Annotated in this window: 11 protein-coding genes and 1 pseudogene; 5 read left to right on the top strand and 7 right to left on the bottom strand. The window is 72.3% G+C overall.

The features are described 5' to 3' along the window. The first annotated feature begins 6 nt into the window (after positions 1-6). Together hypE and hypF are read left to right on the top strand one after the other, a co-directional pair. The gene (hypE, locus tag WC326_09215) at positions 7-1,029 is read left to right on the top strand and encodes a hydrogenase expression/formation protein HypE (protein MFA7331240.1); all 1,023 of its coding nucleotides are present in this window, start codon (positions 7-9) and stop codon (positions 1,027-1,029) included. Continuing rightward, the gene (hypF, locus tag WC326_09210) at positions 1,029-3,374 is read left to right on the top strand and encodes a carbamoyltransferase HypF (GenBank protein MFA7331239.1); all 2,346 of its coding nucleotides are present in this window, start codon (positions 1,029-1,031) and stop codon (positions 3,372-3,374) included. Before hypE ends, hypF begins: the two co-directional genes overlap by 1 nt. Positions 3,375-3,378: 4 nt before the next feature. Here hypF and WC326_09205 read toward each other — a convergent pair whose 3' ends face one another. Continuing rightward, the gene (locus WC326_09205) at positions 3,379-4,974 is read right to left on the bottom strand and encodes a hypothetical protein (GenBank protein ID MFA7331238.1); all 1,596 of its coding nucleotides are present in this window, start codon (positions 4,972-4,974) and stop codon (positions 3,379-3,381) included. Between the two features lie 133 nt (positions 4,975-5,107). On the opposite strand from WC326_09205, the gene WC326_09200 reads away from it, so the two are divergent. The 3 genes from WC326_09200 (at position 5,108) to creD (ending at position 8,519) form a co-directional block, all read left to right on the top strand. Then, positions 5,108-6,421, top strand: coding sequence for a 4Fe-4S dicluster domain-containing protein (locus tag WC326_09200; GenBank protein ID MFA7331237.1), 1,314 nt, complete (start codon positions 5,108-5,110; stop codon positions 6,419-6,421). Then, positions 6,418-7,005, top strand: coding sequence for a BMC domain-containing protein (locus WC326_09195; GenBank protein ID MFA7331236.1), 588 nt, complete (start codon positions 6,418-6,420; stop codon positions 7,003-7,005). Before WC326_09200 ends, WC326_09195 begins: the two co-directional genes overlap by 4 nt. A gap of 203 nt (positions 7,006-7,208) precedes the next feature. Then, positions 7,209-8,519, top strand: a complete 1,311-nt coding sequence (creD, locus tag WC326_09190; protein ID MFA7331235.1) for a cell envelope integrity protein CreD — start codon at positions 7,209-7,211, stop codon at positions 8,517-8,519. Between the two features lie 100 nt (positions 8,520-8,619). Here the strand turns inward: creD and WC326_09185 are convergent, their stop codons facing one another. From WC326_09185 to bamD, 6 genes and pseudogenes are all read right to left on the bottom strand, one after another. Further along, on the bottom strand, positions 8,620-9,279 hold the full coding sequence (locus WC326_09185) for a class IV adenylate cyclase (protein ID MFA7331234.1): 660 nt from the start codon (positions 9,277-9,279) through the stop codon (positions 8,620-8,622). A 54-nt stretch (positions 9,280-9,333) separates the two neighbouring features. Continuing rightward, a pseudogene (gene rnhA, locus WC326_09180) lies at positions 9,334-9,789 on the bottom strand (ribonuclease HI). Further along, positions 9,782-11,008 (bottom strand): class I SAM-dependent rRNA methyltransferase, encoded by a 1,227-nt coding sequence (locus WC326_09175; GenBank protein MFA7331233.1) that lies wholly within the window; start codon positions 11,006-11,008, stop codon positions 9,782-9,784. The pseudogene rnhA and the gene WC326_09175 overlap by 8 nt, the downstream one beginning before the upstream one ends. An 8-nt stretch (positions 11,009-11,016) precedes the next feature. Beyond that, the gene (locus WC326_09170) at positions 11,017-13,431 is read right to left on the bottom strand and encodes a T9SS type A sorting domain-containing protein (protein MFA7331232.1); all 2,415 of its coding nucleotides are present in this window, start codon (positions 13,429-13,431) and stop codon (positions 11,017-11,019) included. Next, positions 13,428-13,988 (bottom strand): nicotinate (nicotinamide) nucleotide adenylyltransferase, encoded by a 561-nt coding sequence (gene nadD / locus WC326_09165; protein ID MFA7331231.1) that lies wholly within the window; start codon positions 13,986-13,988, stop codon positions 13,428-13,430. The genes WC326_09170 and nadD overlap by 4 nt, the downstream gene beginning before the upstream one ends. Before the next feature lie 11 nt (positions 13,989-13,999). Beyond that, on the bottom strand, positions 14,000-14,746 hold the full coding sequence (gene bamD, locus WC326_09160; GenBank protein ID MFA7331230.1) for an outer membrane protein assembly factor BamD: 747 nt from the start codon (positions 14,744-14,746) through the stop codon (positions 14,000-14,002). Between the last annotated feature and the right edge of the window lie 3 nt (positions 14,747-14,749).

Raw genomic sequence — 14,749 nt, 5'->3', positions numbered from 1 at the left:
GGATCCATGTCGGAGAGTGAGTGTGTCACGCTGGGCCACGGCGCCGGCGGTCGGCTGACCCGGCGGCTGGTGGAGGAGATCCTGCTGCCGGCCTACGGCAATCCCTGGCTGGCCCCGCTGGGGGACTCGGCCCTGCTCGAGCCGGTCGGCCGGCTGGCCTTCACCAGCGACGGCTACGTGGTCACGCCGCGCTTCTTCCCAGGCGGGGACATCGGCAGCCTGGCAGTCAACGGCACGGTCAACGATCTGGCCGTGGCCGGCGCCACGCCGCTCTACCTCAGCCTGGCCTTGATCCTCGAGGAGGGCCTGCCCCTGGACGAGCTGCGCCGGGTCGCGGCGTCCGTGGGCGTGGCCGCGCGACGGGCGGGCGTGACCGTGGTCACCGGTGACACAAAGGTGGTGGAGCACGGCCAGGGCGACGGACTCTATCTGGTGAGCAGCGGCATCGGCCGGCTGCGTCCGAACCATCCGCGGGCCGATCGCGGTCCCGCAGCCGGAGACGCCATTCTGGTGAGCGGGCCGGTGGGCGACCACGGCGCCGTGATCCTCTCCCTAAGGCGCGGGATTGAGTTGGAGAGTCCCCTGCACAGCGATTGCGCGCCCGTCACGCCGCTGGTGGACGCCCTGTTCGCCGCCGGCGTGGCGCCGCTCTTCCTGCGGGACCCCACCCGGGGCGGCCTGGGAGGCGTGCTCAGCGACCTGGCGGGTGAGGAACAGGCCCGGCCGGCCTATGGCGTGGAGGTGGAGGAGGCGCGGATCCCGTTGCACGCCGCCACTGCGGCCATCTGCGAGATCACGGGGGTGGACCCGCTGCTGCTGGCCTGCGAGGGCCGAGTGGTGGTCGTGGTGGAGGCCGCCGACATCCCGCGGGCCCTGGCGGCCTGGCGCGCCCTGCCGGCGGGGGCCGGCGCGGAATGCGTCGGCCGGCTGACGACGGAGCATCCCGGCCAGGTGGTGCTGCGCAACGCGCTGGGCGGACGGCGCGCCCTGCTGCGGCCCAGCGCCGATCCGCTGCCGCGGATCTGCTGATGGACCCGGCCGGCCATCCGCCCGCGCGCTGGCGGCTCACCGTGCGCGGCCTGGTGCAGGGAGTGGGCTTCCGGCCCTTCGTGGCGCGGCTCGCCGCCCGGCACGGCCTGGCCGGCACGGTGGACAACGGCCCCGAGGGCGTCGGCATCGTGCTGGAGGGGCCGGTCGCGGCACTGACCGCCTTCGAGCAGGAACTGCGCCCGCTGGCTCCGCCCCTGGCCGTGATCTCCACCCTCAGCCGGGAGCAGGAGGAAGCTGCCGGGCTGCAGGGCTTCCGCATCCTGCCCTCCCGGCACGGCGGCACCGGTCCGACGGCGCTGATCCCACCCGACGTGGCTACCTGCCCGGCCTGTCTGGCCGAGCTGCGCGACCCCGCCGACCGCCGCCACGACTACCCCTTCCTCAATTGCACGAACTGCGGCCCGCGCTACACGCTGGTGGAATCCCTGCCCTACGACCGGCCGGGGACCAGCATGCGCGACTTCGATCTGTGCTCGGATTGCCGCCGGGAGTACGAGGAGCCCACCGACCGCCGCTTCCACGCGCAGCCCACCGCCTGCCCGGCCTGCGGACCTCGCCTGCGCCTGCTGGAGGCCGACGGCCGCGAGTGGCCCGGGGAAGACCCGCTGGGCGAAGCCCTGGCGCGCCTGGGCCAGGGCGCCATCCTGGCGCTCAAGGGGGTGGGCGGCTTCCAGTTGGCCTGCGATGCCCGCTCCGAGACCGTCGTGGAGCGCCTGCGCCAGCGCAAAAACCGGCCCCACAAACCCCTGGCCGTGATGGTCCGCAACCTGGTCTGTGCCGCGGAGCTGGCCCTGCTGACAGAGCGCGAGCGCGAGCTGCTGGCCTCCTGGCGCAGCCCCATCCTGCTCTGCCAGCCGCGCCACCCCTCGCCGCTGGCGGCCGGCGTGCGGGCCGGCAGCGCCTGGCTGGGCCTCTTCCTGCCCTACAGTCCCCTTCACCACCTGCTGCTGGCGGGTCCGCATGACGCGCTGGTGATGACCAGCGGCAACCGCGCGGGGGAGGCCCTGGCCCACGGGAACGCCGAGGCCGTGGACCGTCTGGCGGGGGTGGCCGACGTCTTCCTGGTCCACGACCGGGAGATCGTGGCCCCGCTGGATGACTCCGTCGCCCGGGTAATGCGGGGCCGGCCCGTGCTGCTCCGGCGGGGTCGCGGCTGGGTGCCGCAGCCCGTGCTGCTGGCCCGCCCGGGTCCGTCGGTGCTGGCGCTGGGCGCGGACTTGAAGGGCGCCGGCTGTGTCACGCGCGGCGACCAGGCCTTTCCCGGCGCTTGCCTGGGCGATCTGGCCCAACCGGAGAACCTCCGCGCCCTGGAGGATTCCGTCCGCCACCTGCTGCGCCTACTGGACGCGCGGCCGGCCCTGGTGGCCCACGACCTGCATCCGGACTACCACAGCACGCGGCTGGCCCAGCGGCTGGCCGCGGAGCTGGGGGTCCCGCTACTGGCCGTGCAACACCACCACGCTCACGCGCTCTCCGTGCTGGCCGAGCAGGGCCGGCCGGAGCCGCCGGCGCTGGCGGTCTGTCTGGACGGCACAGGCTATGGGCCGGACGGCACGGTCTGGGGGGGCGAGTTCCTGCTGGTGGAGGGACTGCGCTGGCGGCGGCTGGCTCACCTGCGCCCCCTGCCCCTGCCCGGCGGGGACCGGGCTGCGCGCGAGCCCTGGCGCATGGGTCTGGCCGCCCTGACGGCCGTGCTGGGGAGCTCGGAGGCCACGGCGCTGGCCCCCTGGCGCGGACTACCCTGCTTCCAGGCCGCCCGGCCCGCGCTGCTCAAGGGCGTGCTGGTGGAACTGGCCCAACCGGCGGATCTCCCGCAGTGCAGCAGCGCCGGACGCCTGCTGGACGCCGCCGCCGCCCTGCTGGGTCTCTGCCAGCACATGAGTTTCGAGGGTCAGGCCGCCGCCCGGCTTGAAGATGCCGCCACGGGCGCGTCGGGTGACGGGGGCTATCCCTTCCGCTGGGAAGCGGGTCTGGCCGGGGAATCCCCGACGGAGCAGGCGGGCGTGCTGGATACCCGCCCGCTGTTGGCCGCGCTGCTGGCCGACGTATCACAGGGAGTTTCGGCAACCTGCTGCGCGGCGCGCCTGCACGTCGGGCTGGCGGAGCTGATCCGCCAGGTTGCGCGGGCGGCCCGGGACCGGCACGGCCTGGAGACGGTGCTGCTGTCAGGGGGGGTCTTCCAGAGCCGCCTGCTGACGGAATTGAGCGCCGCGCGGCTGGAAGCGGACGGCTTCCGTGTCCTCGGACAGGCCCAGGTCTCCCCCAACGACGAAGGCATCGCGTTGGGACAGGCCTGGGCCGGTCTGCTCAGTCTGGGCGCCTGAGGCCTCAGTGCAGCGGGGCGCCCGCCGCCAGCCAAGACGCCTTCTCCTCGTCGTTCAGCAGGTAGCGCTCCTGCCAGCGCTCCGGGCTGACCCGGCCGATGGCCTCCACCAGCCGGCGGCGCGTGGACTCGCTCATGCTTAAGCCCAGCAGCTTCTGCACGCGGGCCCGGCTGAACTCCCGGCCGTGACACAACGCCAGCAGGCCCAGCTCGCGCGTGGCCTCGTCCGCCAGCCAGCCCTCCACCTGCTCCTGCACGGCCGGATGCGCACCCAACCACTCCAGCAGGGCCGGATCCGCCGCGACGGCGCCGGCGCGGAACCACTCCAGCGCCAACTCGGGGCCGGGCTCCGGACGCTCGCCGGGGGCGGCGGCCAGCAGAATGGCCAGCAGGCGCTCGCGGGCCTCGCCGCGGGCATCTTTGCGCAGCAGGTCCAGCGCGGCGGCAGGCGACAATTCCCCCCGCTCCAGCAGCAGGGCCCGGGCCTCGGCGCCCAGGATCGGATCCGTGGCCAGCCCGGTCAGGACGCCGCGGAACTCCGGACCCGCGGCGGCGAAGCAAGCCGTGTCGCCGCGCCGGGCCGGATCGCGGAAGGCCGCGGCCAGCAGGCGCAGGCGGGTCGGGGCATCCAACAGGCGGGCCCAGGCAGCCTGCTCGGCTGGCTCCAGCGCCTCGTTTCCGCCCAGCACGCCGCGCGCCAGCAGCGGCAGCGCCGCTTCGGCGGGCAGCTCGTCCCCGGCCAACTGCAACAGCCAGCGCGGATCGCCCGTGCGGCGCCACCAGCGCAGCACGCGCTCGCGCCGACCCTCGGCGGGCAGGGGCAGGTCCTCCAGCAGCCACGCGGCGTGCTGGCCGGACAGGCGGCGCAGCCAGGCCTCCTCGTCGCGCGGCGGTGCCGCCAGGATCAGGGCCGTCCACTCGGCGGCGTCCCTCAGCGGTCCGCCCTGCAGGCGCCGGGCGGCGGCGGCGGCCAGGGCCGGAACCTTCAGGGCGGCCGTCAACAGCGCGCGAGGCAGCGGGAAGCTCATGTCCTCGATCAGTTGACGCCCCACCTGGCGCGTGCCGCCGAACACGGTCTTCAGCAGCGCGGGGTCCTGGACGATGGCGCGCTTCACCCACTCCAGGCCTTCCGGCGACAGCCCGCGTCCCTCGTCCAGGGCCAGCACGGCGGCCAGCTCCGGCGGCCGGTTGAAGACCACGTCCACACCCGACCAGCGGCCGGGACCGCCGGATTTCAGCTCGTATTCCAGGATGTGGCCGGGATTGGCCACGAAGGCGCTGCGCAGCCGGACCAGCACGTCGCGGCCCAGCGGATGGAAGTCCGCCACCCAGGCCGTGCCGTCCTCCTCGATGCGCCGGATGCGTCCGAAGGAGCGGCGCACGGGGGCCGCGGGTCGCTCCGGCGCGGGAGCCGGGCCGTCCCCCGCCTGTCCGGGCTCTTCCGCCTCCGCCACCGGCAGGTCCGCCGCTTGCGGCTCGGCGGCCGGATCCGTTTCCGTCGGCTCCTCCATCGGCTCCGGCAGCGGCTCGGCGCCGGATTCGAAGGCTTCGGGTTCGTGGAATTCGTCCGGGGTCGGGGTCGGGGTGAGTTCGTCGCTCATGAGGTCCTCGCTTGGGTCCTGTGCAGAAGGCCACCCAATATCGCATTCCGCTCCGCCTCCGGCCTCCCCCGCCGGGCGGCTGGGGCGGGCGACCTCGAATGCTACCTTGCCCGCCGAACACAGGAAGGGCCCCATGGACCTCTCTCTCATACAACGCGCCGGCTGCGTGGGCATGGGCGGCGCGGGCTTCCCCACCCACGTCAAGCTGGCCGCCCGGGTGGACACGCTGCTCATCAACGCCGCCGAGTGCGAGCCCCTGCTGCGCAAGGACAACGTGGTGATGCAGCACTTCGCCGAGGGCGTGGCCCAGGGCATCCGGGCCGCCGCGGAATTCACCGGCGCCGGCCGCGTGATCGTCGGCATCAAGGGCAAGAACACGGCCTCCATCGCGGCCATGCGCGCCACCAGCCTGGGTCCGGCGGGCAGCGGGCTCTACGAGGTGGGCATCCTGGGGGACTTCTATCCCGCCGGGGACGAGGTCACGCTGGTCTACGAACTCACCGGCCGCGTGGTGCCGCCCGCCGGGCTGCCCCTGGACGTGGGCGTGGTGGTGCTGAACAACGAGACCGCCCTCACCCTGCACGAGGCCCTGCAGGGCAAACCCGTGACCCACTCCTTCCTCACGGTCTCTGGCGCGGTGCGCCAGCCCATGACCGTACGCGCCCCGCTGGGCACGCCCTTCCGCGACCTGGTGGAGGCTGCCGGCGGCACGAAGCTCAAGGACTGGGTGATCCTCGACGGCGGGCCGATGATGGGCCGCATCGTGGAAGATCCGGCCACGCCCGTGGTCAAGACCAGTTCGGGCGTCATCGTGCTGCCCCGCGACCACCCCTACGTGACACAAGAGCTGCGCAGCCGCGAGGCCAAGCACCGCATCGGCAAATCCGTCTGCGACCAGTGCAGCCTCTGCACGCAGCTCTGCCCGCGCTACCTGCTGGGGCATCCGCTGGAGCCGCACCAGGCCATGCGCCAGCAATTCGTCACCGAGTACCCGGCCCACAGCCGCTGGGGCCAGATCTGCTGCGAATGCGGACTCTGCACGCTCTTCGCCTGCCCGGAGGGCCTCTTCCCCCGCGAGGCCTGCCAGGACAGCAAGCGCAGCCTGGCCGCCCTGGGCGAGCGCTACAACGGGCCGAAAGTGGTCACCCCGCACCCCATGTACGAGCACCGCCGCATCCCCACCAAGAAGCTGCTGGCACGCCTCGGCTTGTCGCGCTTCGAGCACGACGCGCCCTGGACGGTCTGGCCAGGCACGTCCACGCCGCTGCGGCTCCGGCTGCAGCAGCACATCGGCGCGCCGGCCCTGCCGCTGGTGCGCGAGGGCGAGCCCGTCCAGGCCGGGCAGGTCGTGGCCGCGCCACCGGAGGGCAAACTGGGCGTCCCCGTCCACAGCCCGCGCGCCGGCCAGGCGGTCAGCGTCACCCAAGCGGAGATCGTGATCCAATGATGCGCAACCAGAGCAGCCAATTCACCAGCGAACGCCCCGACAACGCCGTCGGAATCATCGAGTTCAGCAGCATCGCCCGCGGCATCGAGGCGGCGGACCACATGCTGAAGACCGCCGAGATCCGCCTGCTGGTCTCACGGACGATCTGCCCGGGCAAGCACATGAGCATGATCGCCGGGGACACGGCGGCCGTGCGCAGCGCCATCGACGCCGCCGCCGAGCTGGGCGAGCGCGAGGTGGTGGACACCTTCATGATCCCCAACCTGCACCCGGACGTGATCCCGGCCGTGGAGGGCACGGTCATGTACGGCCAGATGGAGGCGCTGGGCATCATCGAGAGCTTCTCCGTGGCCAGCCTGATCGAGGCCGCCGATCAGGCCGCCAAAACCGCCCAGGTCAAGCTGCTGGAGATCCGCCTGGCCATGGCCATCGGCGGCAAGGCCTTCGTGACCATGACCGGCCAGGTGGCCGCCGTGCGCGCCGCCGTGGAGGCCGGTGCCGCCAAGGTGGGCGCCAAGGGCCTGCTGGTGAACAAGGTGGTCATCGCCAATCCGCGCCCGGAAGTGATGCGCGACCTGATCTGAGCGAAGCGCGGGTTGGTACGCCAATCCGCGCCCGGACGTGCTGCGCGACTTGTTCCAGACATCCCACCCGCTGAAGGAAGCTCCGCTCCGGCGGAACAAAGTCGCCCGTCCGCTGCTTGAAGGGCCCGTGTTTCGTCCGCTGAGCCGCTGGAAGGCCCGGGGGCGGACACGCCTTCCCAGTTCTCATCCTGCCGAGGTGACACATGCTGCCAACCGATCCGCTGGCCCGGCTGGGCCAGAGTCTCCGTCAATCCGCGACCTTCCGCCTGCTGGGCATCGGCGCGCTCATCCTGCTCCTGCTGATTCCCGCCACTATGTTGGGCGAACTGGTCCGCGAGCGCAGCCAGCGCCGGGACGAGGCGCTGCTGGAGATGCGGGCCAAGTGGGGCGACCGCCAGACCATCATCGGGCCCGCGCTGGCCATCCCCGTGCTGCAGCGGGTGCCGGGGCAGACCGCGGTCACGCGGCGGATCGTCCACCTGCTGCCCAGCGAGCTGAACGTGCAGGGCCAGCTGGCCCCCGAGCGCCGGCGGCGCGGCTTGTTCGAGGCCGTCTTCTACCGGGCCAGTTTGGAGCTGGCGGGCCGCTTCGATCCCGCCGAGCTGGTGCTGCCCGGCGTGGCACCCGAAGACGTGCTGTGGAAGGAAGCCGTGCTGGAGCTGGGAATCTCGGATCTGGGCGGCGTGGCCGAGCGGATCGAGGCCCGCTACAACGGCCAGGACTGTCGCGTGGATCCTGGACTCAGCGGTCCGGGCCTGGCGGCCTCCGGCGTGCGGGCCCTGCTGCCGCCGGGCGGCGCGGGCCAGGACAGCTTCTTGCTCAAGCTCGAACTCAACGGCAGCGAAGAGCTGCTGGTCAGCCCCGTTGGCCGCACCACGCGCCTGACGCTGGGCGCGCCGTGGCCCGATCCCAGTTTCAGCGGCGGCTTCCTGCCCGCCGAGTCGCAGATCGACAAGGCCGGCTTCACGGCCCGCTGGCAGGTGCTGGACCTGAACCGCAACTTTCCCCAGGTGCTACAGGCCCCCAACGCGGAACTGGCCAACGCGGCCTTCGGCGTGCGCCTCTACGACGCCAAGGACGTCTACCAGCAGGCGACGCGCGTGGCCAAGTACGCCGTGCTCTTCCTGGTGTTCACCTTCGCCGCCTTCTTCCTGACGGAGACCACCAGCCGGCGCAGCGTCCATCCCATCCAGTACCTGCTGGTGGGCCTGGCCACGCTGCTCTTCTACCTGCTGCTGCTGGCGCTGGGCGAACACCTCGCGTTCGGTCTGGCCTACCTGCTCGCGGCGGGTTGTATCACGGTCCTGGTGGCCGGCTACTCGCGCGCTGCCGTGGGCGGCACGGGCTTCATGTGGATCGTGGGCGCCCTGCTGGCCACGCTGCACGGCTACCTCTACCTCGTGCTGCAGCTGGAGGACTACGCGCTGCTGATGGGGAGCCTGGGTCTGCTGGCCGTGCTGGCCGCGGCCATGTACTTCACCCGGCGGGTCGACTGGTATGGACAAGGGAATTGAGGTGGACACTTGTTGAACGCGGGGACACAACGGCGGCAGAAAACCCCACAACTCCGTGTCTCTGCGTCTCTGTGTCTCTGTGTTGATGATCTGAGGGGAGCTACCGCCCCAGTTTGTCCCGCAGCAGGTCGGCGTAGGCGCGCGGCTCGGCCGGCACACCGTAGAGGCCCAGGCCGCGGATGATCCGCTCCAACTCCGCCCGGGCCGCGGCGGGCTCTTCGCCCTCGCGCAGCACCAATTCCAATTCCACGAAGGTGCCCAGACCGGCCACGGCGTCCAGGTGCAGGCGCGTGCGGCCCAGCAGCACCAGTTCGCGACCCTTGCGCACGTGCGGACCCAGCCCGTGGACGCGGCTCAGCTCCGCGTGCAGGGCGTCGGGATCGGCCACGGGCGTGCGCTCGTAATCGGAGACGCGGGCGTCACCGGTGTCCTCGCGCAAGTAGCGGATCAGCTCCGCATGGGGCAGGGCCTGGCCGTCCGGCAGGTGGCGGATCTCCCGGCGCAACTTGAGCCGCGTGCCGTCGGCGCAGGTGTAGAACTGGTCGTCCTGGGTGAGACGCCCGTCCAGCTTGCCGCCCAGGGTGCCGGCCCGGCGTTTGACCTCGTCCAGGGCCTGGCAGGGCAGCTTGAGTTCCAGGTTGCGACCCTTCTCGGCCGTGCGCTCCCCATCGAACAGATCGGGGACGGGTGCCGGGACAGGGGTCGCGCCTTTGGTAGGCGCACTTTTCCGGGTCCGGGCCACGGGGGCCACTGCCGTCATGCTCGGTGCATCGTTCTTCATGGGCGGGTTTCCCGTTCCAGTTCCACGCTGCAGGGCCGTCACACCCCGCCGGGCCCGGGCCACGGCGGCCACGGCCAGGCGGTCGCAGCGCTCGTTATCGGCATTTCCAGCATGCCCCCGCACCCAGCGCCAGTCGACTTCGTGAAACTGGGTTTGATCCCAGAGGGCGCGCCAGAGATCCTCGTTCTTCACCGGCTCGCCGGACGAGGTCCGCCAGCCCTTGCGCATCCAGCCGTGGATCCAGCTGGTAATGCCGTTGCGCAGATACTGGCTGTCCGTCCACAGCTCCACGCGGCTGGGCTCCGACAACTCCTCCAGGCCGCGCAGCGCGGCCAGCATCTCCATCCGGTTGTTGGTGGTGGCGGTCTCGCCGCCGCTCAGCTCCAGCTCGCCCTCCGCCGAGCGGATCAGGCAGGCCCAGCCGCCGGGGCCGGGGTTGCCCGAGCAGGCGCCGTCGGTGAACAGGGTCGCGCCGGGCAGCTCAGGCATGGGCCTCCCGCTCCACCTGCAGGAGGAAGCCCTTCAGATAGCCGGTCTCCAGCACCTGGGGCAGTTGCGGATGATCCTGGCCCTGGCCCAGCTGGCCCAGGATGCGCAGGCGGCAGCCCGCCCGCCCGGCCGCCAGGCGCAGCACCTCGCGGAAATTGTCCACGCCCATCTGGTGGCTGCAGGAGCAGGAGGCCAGGAAGCCGCCGTCCTCCACCAGGGCCATGGCCATCCGGTTCAGGTCGATATAGCCCTGCCGACCCTCGGCGAAGTGACGCTTGCTCTTGATGAAGGCCGGCGGATCCACCACCACCAGCCGGTAGCGCCGGCTGTGGCGCAAGAGGCTGCGGATGCCGTCCAGGGCCGGGGCGCAAATGCGCTCGCCGGGCAGATCGGCCAGCTCGTTCAGCTCCAGGTTGCGGGTCACGCGGTCCAGCGCGCTCGCGCTGCGGTCGATGAAGTCCACGCGTGTGGCCCCGGCGCGGGCGGCCTGCAGGCCCCAGCCGCCGTGGTAGCAGCAGATGTCCAGCACGGCTCCGCCCCGGCCCAGCGCCGCGGCGCGGCTCCAGTTCTCCACCTGATCCAGGAAGAGCCCGCCCTTCTGCACGGAGCGGAAATCCAGCTCCAGGCGCAGGCCGTCCAGCTCCACCGGTTGCAGGGCGCTCGCGTCCAGCTCCTCGGCGGGCGTGACGTTCCAGCCCGTGCCGGCGGGCGTCCACCACTCGCGGCTGCGCGGCAATCCTTCCAGCTCGCGGAAGGCCGAGCTCCCGTCGAAGTGCAGGGCGCGTGGCGCGAACAATTCGCCCAGCGCCGCGGCCAGCTCGCCCCGGCGGCGCTCCAGGCCCTGCGTGAGACACTGCACGCTCAGCACGTCGCCATAGCGGTCCACGATCAGCCCGGGCAGGTCGTCGGATTCCGCGAACACGATGCGGCAGGTGTCTCGATCCAGGTGCGCGCGGCGGGCCGCGGCGCGCCGGATGCGCTCGCGGAACCAGTCCACGCTGCCGGGCTCGCCGCCGCCGGGGCCCGTCATGCGCACGGCGATCAGGCTGCCGCGGCTCCAGAAGCCCTGCCCCAGCGGGCGTTCCTTCTGGTCGCGCACTTCCACCAGGTCACCGGGGACGAGGCCCGCGGGCAATTGGGCGATTTCATTGGAGAAGATCCACGGATGGCCGCCGCGCACGCGGCGTTCCATGTCCCGTTTCAGATGCAGGATGGGCACGCTGTCGCTCATTTCAGATAGACCAGCCGGCGCACGTCCACCACTCCCGCCGCCTCCAGGCGCGCCAGGTAGACGCCGCTGGCCAGCTGGCCGGGACGGAAGACGGCGCGGTACTCGCCGGCGCGGCGGAAGGCTTCGTCCAGCAGCACGGCCACGCGCTGGCCGCGGATGTTGTAGACCTCCAGCCGCACGGCGCCGGGTTCGCGCAGGCGGTAGGGAATCACGGTCTCGGGGTTGAAGGGGTTGGGATGGATCCGCCCCAGCTCCGCCGATTTCATGGGTGGCCCGTCGAAGGGGCCGGACGCGGGCGGTGCCGGGTCCACGCGGATGCTGTCCAGGGACCAGCCGTTGCCGTAGTTGCCGTGATACGCGAAGCAGAGGCGCAGTTCGCCGCCCGTGCCCGTCGGCGCCAGTTCGCGCTCCACCCGGGTCCACAGGCCGTGGGGCACCCCGCAGAAACTGACCGTGCCGGGCACGTAGAGCGAGTCCGTCGCCACGTCATCCGACAGCAGTTCGGACCACGGTTCCTCCTGGTCCCCGCTGCGCGTCTGCAGCAGCACGCGGCACATGTCGCCGCCCGCGCCGCCCGCCAGCGTGGAGAATCCCAGGACGGCGCCGCTGGAATAGATCAGCCAGGGTGTGAACAGGCTGTCCGTCTGGATCTGGGCATCGCCCTGCAGATCCGAGTTGACGAACAGGAACTCGCCGCGGGTCAGGCCGGCGGGGTCCGTCTGCAGGCCGGGCGGAACGAAGGTCCCCGCCGGATCGGGAAAGAAGCAGTGGCTGCCCACCGAGCTGCCGTTGGCTTCCGCCACGGCCGAGCTCTGCCAGCCCGGATCCGTGGCCGTGCCCAGGTCCGTGCGCGTCCAGCACTCGAGGTCCGGGAAGGTGGCGTCGAAGTCCGCCACGAAGGGCAGGCCGCGGTCGCAGTCCAGCGGCTCCAGCAGCGCGTCCACGCGCAGGCGGCCGGCGGGGATCCGGGCCCAGCTGTTCTCCAGCGGCCGGTAGGTCCAGGAACAGGCGCCCACGTCCAGCTCCGCGGCCGTCTCGCCGGGGGCGAACCACTCCAACAGCGGGGCCGTGGGCAGCAGCACTTGTGAGACGTGGGAGTAGTCCAGCAGCAGCCAGACCCGCTGGCCCTGGCCGACGCCGATCTCGTTCAGCTGGAAACGGGCCTCCAGCCCGCCCGGGCAGGCGCCTGTCCAGCCCACCGTCTGCAGTGGAGCCAACTCGTCCCACCCGCCGCTGCCGGGCAGGGGCGGCGCCGCGCCCTCCGCCACCACCAGCCGCAGGCGCAGGGAATCCGCCGCGGGCGGCTCGTGATCGAAGCCGCGCACGTGCACGCGCGCGCCCGTGACCACCATGGCGGTGAGACCGTGGGCCTGGGCGGCGGCGCCCAGCTCCACGGGCACGGCCAGCACGCTGCCCGGGGCGATGGGCCAGCCCGGTTGCCAGCTCTGGTCCGCGCGGCCGGTTCCGGCATCCCAGGTCCAGGCCTCGTCCGGCCGCAACCACAGGGATTGCAGCGTCTCGTTGCCCGCCAGATCCCGCGCCCGCAGCTGCAGTTCCTGGGCCAGGCCGTCGGCCAGCAGGAGGGAGGCGGGCAGCCCGGCGCCCCACTCCTCCCAATCCGCGTCGATGCCGGAGCGGCCCAGCCGGCTCAGGCCCAGCTCACCGCCGGGCAGGAGCGGGGACAGCACCCGGACGGTGTCCACGCCGCTCTCCTCGCGGACGCGCACGCGCAGCGGCAGGCTGTTCCGGGAGGGATGGCAGCTCAGCTCGCGCGGCGCGTGCAGGGCCGGTGGGTTCAGGTCCGCCTCCGGCCGCTGGAAGAGCAGCCGGACGTTGAGGTCGCGCTCCAGGGGCTGGAAGTCGGCGGAGAGGGCGGGCACCCGGATCCAGGAGCGGTTGCCCGGCAGGCAGTCGTCGTCCGCCGTGACCCAGACGGGACTCCAGGGCTGGGCGCGCACCAGATCCACCAGCACCGTGTCCAGGCCGTCAAGGGACAGGTCGGCGCCCAGCAGCAGGGTGTCCAGATCCTCCGAGCCGCGCAGGAAGATCTGCGCGCTGTCCAGCAGGGCCTGCCCCGCCGGGTTGCGCACGATCAGCTGCAGCATGGTCATGGTCAGCGAGTCGTGGCGCGAGCCCGCCAGACCCACCAGCAGCCCGTGCAGCGCCCGGCCGTCCGGGACTTCCAGGGCCACGCGGTAGGTCACCTCCGTGCCGGGCAGATCGGGCCAGTACCAGGCCGGCGGGCCGTCCAGCCCCACCTGCAGGAAGGGGCCCTCGTCGGTCTGCCGCGACGGGGTGCCCGGCCGCCCGGCGCCCGGCTCCAGCGGCCGGCCGCTCCACGGCTCCGCCGCCCCCAGGGAGAGGGCCAGGGCCAGGAGGATCGTCGCACACAGGGCCAGGGGTCGCTTCACCGGTAGCATCCTTCCCGTTCGATGTATTCGCCCACGCCGGGCGGCAACAGGTGACGGCAGCGCCGGCCGGCGGCCAGGCGCTGGCGCAGCCAGCTGGCGGACAGCTCCATCCCCGGCCAGCTCAGCGCCCGGTGGGGCACGGCGTCCGGCGGGCAGGTCCAGCCCGGCCGGTTCACCACCAGCAGTTCGGCCAGCTCCAGGATGCGCTCCCAGTTCCGCCACTCGCGGAAGCGGGCCAGCTGGTCGCCGCCGATGAGCAGGGCCAGCGGTCGGGCCAGCTCCGCGTGCAGCTCTTCCAGCGTGTCCACCGTGTAGCTGGGCGCGGGCCGCAGGCCCTCGCGCTCGTCCACCACGAAGTCCGTGTCCGCCGTGGCCAGCCGCAGCATGGCCACGCGCTGCCCGAAGCTGGCGCCGGCCTCATCCCGCAGCGGACTGCGGGCGGCGGGCAGCAGCAGGACGCAGGGCGCCCCGGTCTCCTCCTGGGCGAATTCGGCCAGGGCCAGGTGCCCCGCGTGCACGGGGTCGAAGGTCCCGCCGAAGACGATGATCCGTGACACAGCCGCTCCGGCTACTGCAGGTTGGACAGTTCCTGGCGGACCGCCGCGGCGTGCTCGCCGTCGGGCCAGGTCGCCAGGTATTCCTCCAGCGAGGCGCGGGCGTCGGCCAGCCGCTTCATGCGCAGCTGGGTGATCCCCTTGAAGTAGAGCGCGCGCTCCATCACGTCGGGCTGGTCATACCAGGTCTCCAGCACGTCGTTGAGGTAGAGCAGCGCGGCCGGCCACTGCTCCATCCGCACGTAGAGCTCGGCGCTGCGCAGATCCTTGAGCGCCAGCTTGTGGCGGCAGGCCGAGATGCGCTCCTCGGCCAAGGCGCGGTGGGGGCTGTCGGCGTAGTCGTCCAGCAGACCCTGGTACTCGTCGATGGCGCGGATGGTGTAGGTCTGGTCCAGGGCGTAGTGCGGGGAGAGCTCGAACCAGCAGTCCGCCGTGCGCAGCCGGGCCTCGTCCACCAGCGGGCTGGTGGGATAGCGCGTGATCAGCTCCTGGTAGAGGTCCGCCGCCAGCAGGTACTCGTTCAACTGGTACTGGCACTCGGCCTCCATGTAGCGCACGGAGTCCATCAGCGAGCTGCCGGCGTAGTTCAGGCTCATCCGCGTGAAGCGGTCCAGCGCGTCCACGAAGCGGCCCTTCTCGAAGGAGCGCATGGCCCGCGCCATGACCTGGTCCACGGGATCCAGCTCGCGGGGCTGCTGGCTGCAGGCGATGAAGACCAGCAGGAAGCCCGGCAGCAGCAGGAGGCGGCAGGATTTGAACATCAA

The sequence above is a fragment of the Candidatus Delongbacteria bacterium genome (assembly GCA_041675285.1).
GTDB lineage: Bacteria > CAIWAD01 > CAIWAD01 > CAIWAD01 > CAIWAD01 > CAIWAD01.
This window is presented reverse-complemented; position numbering and strand designations above follow the sequence as displayed.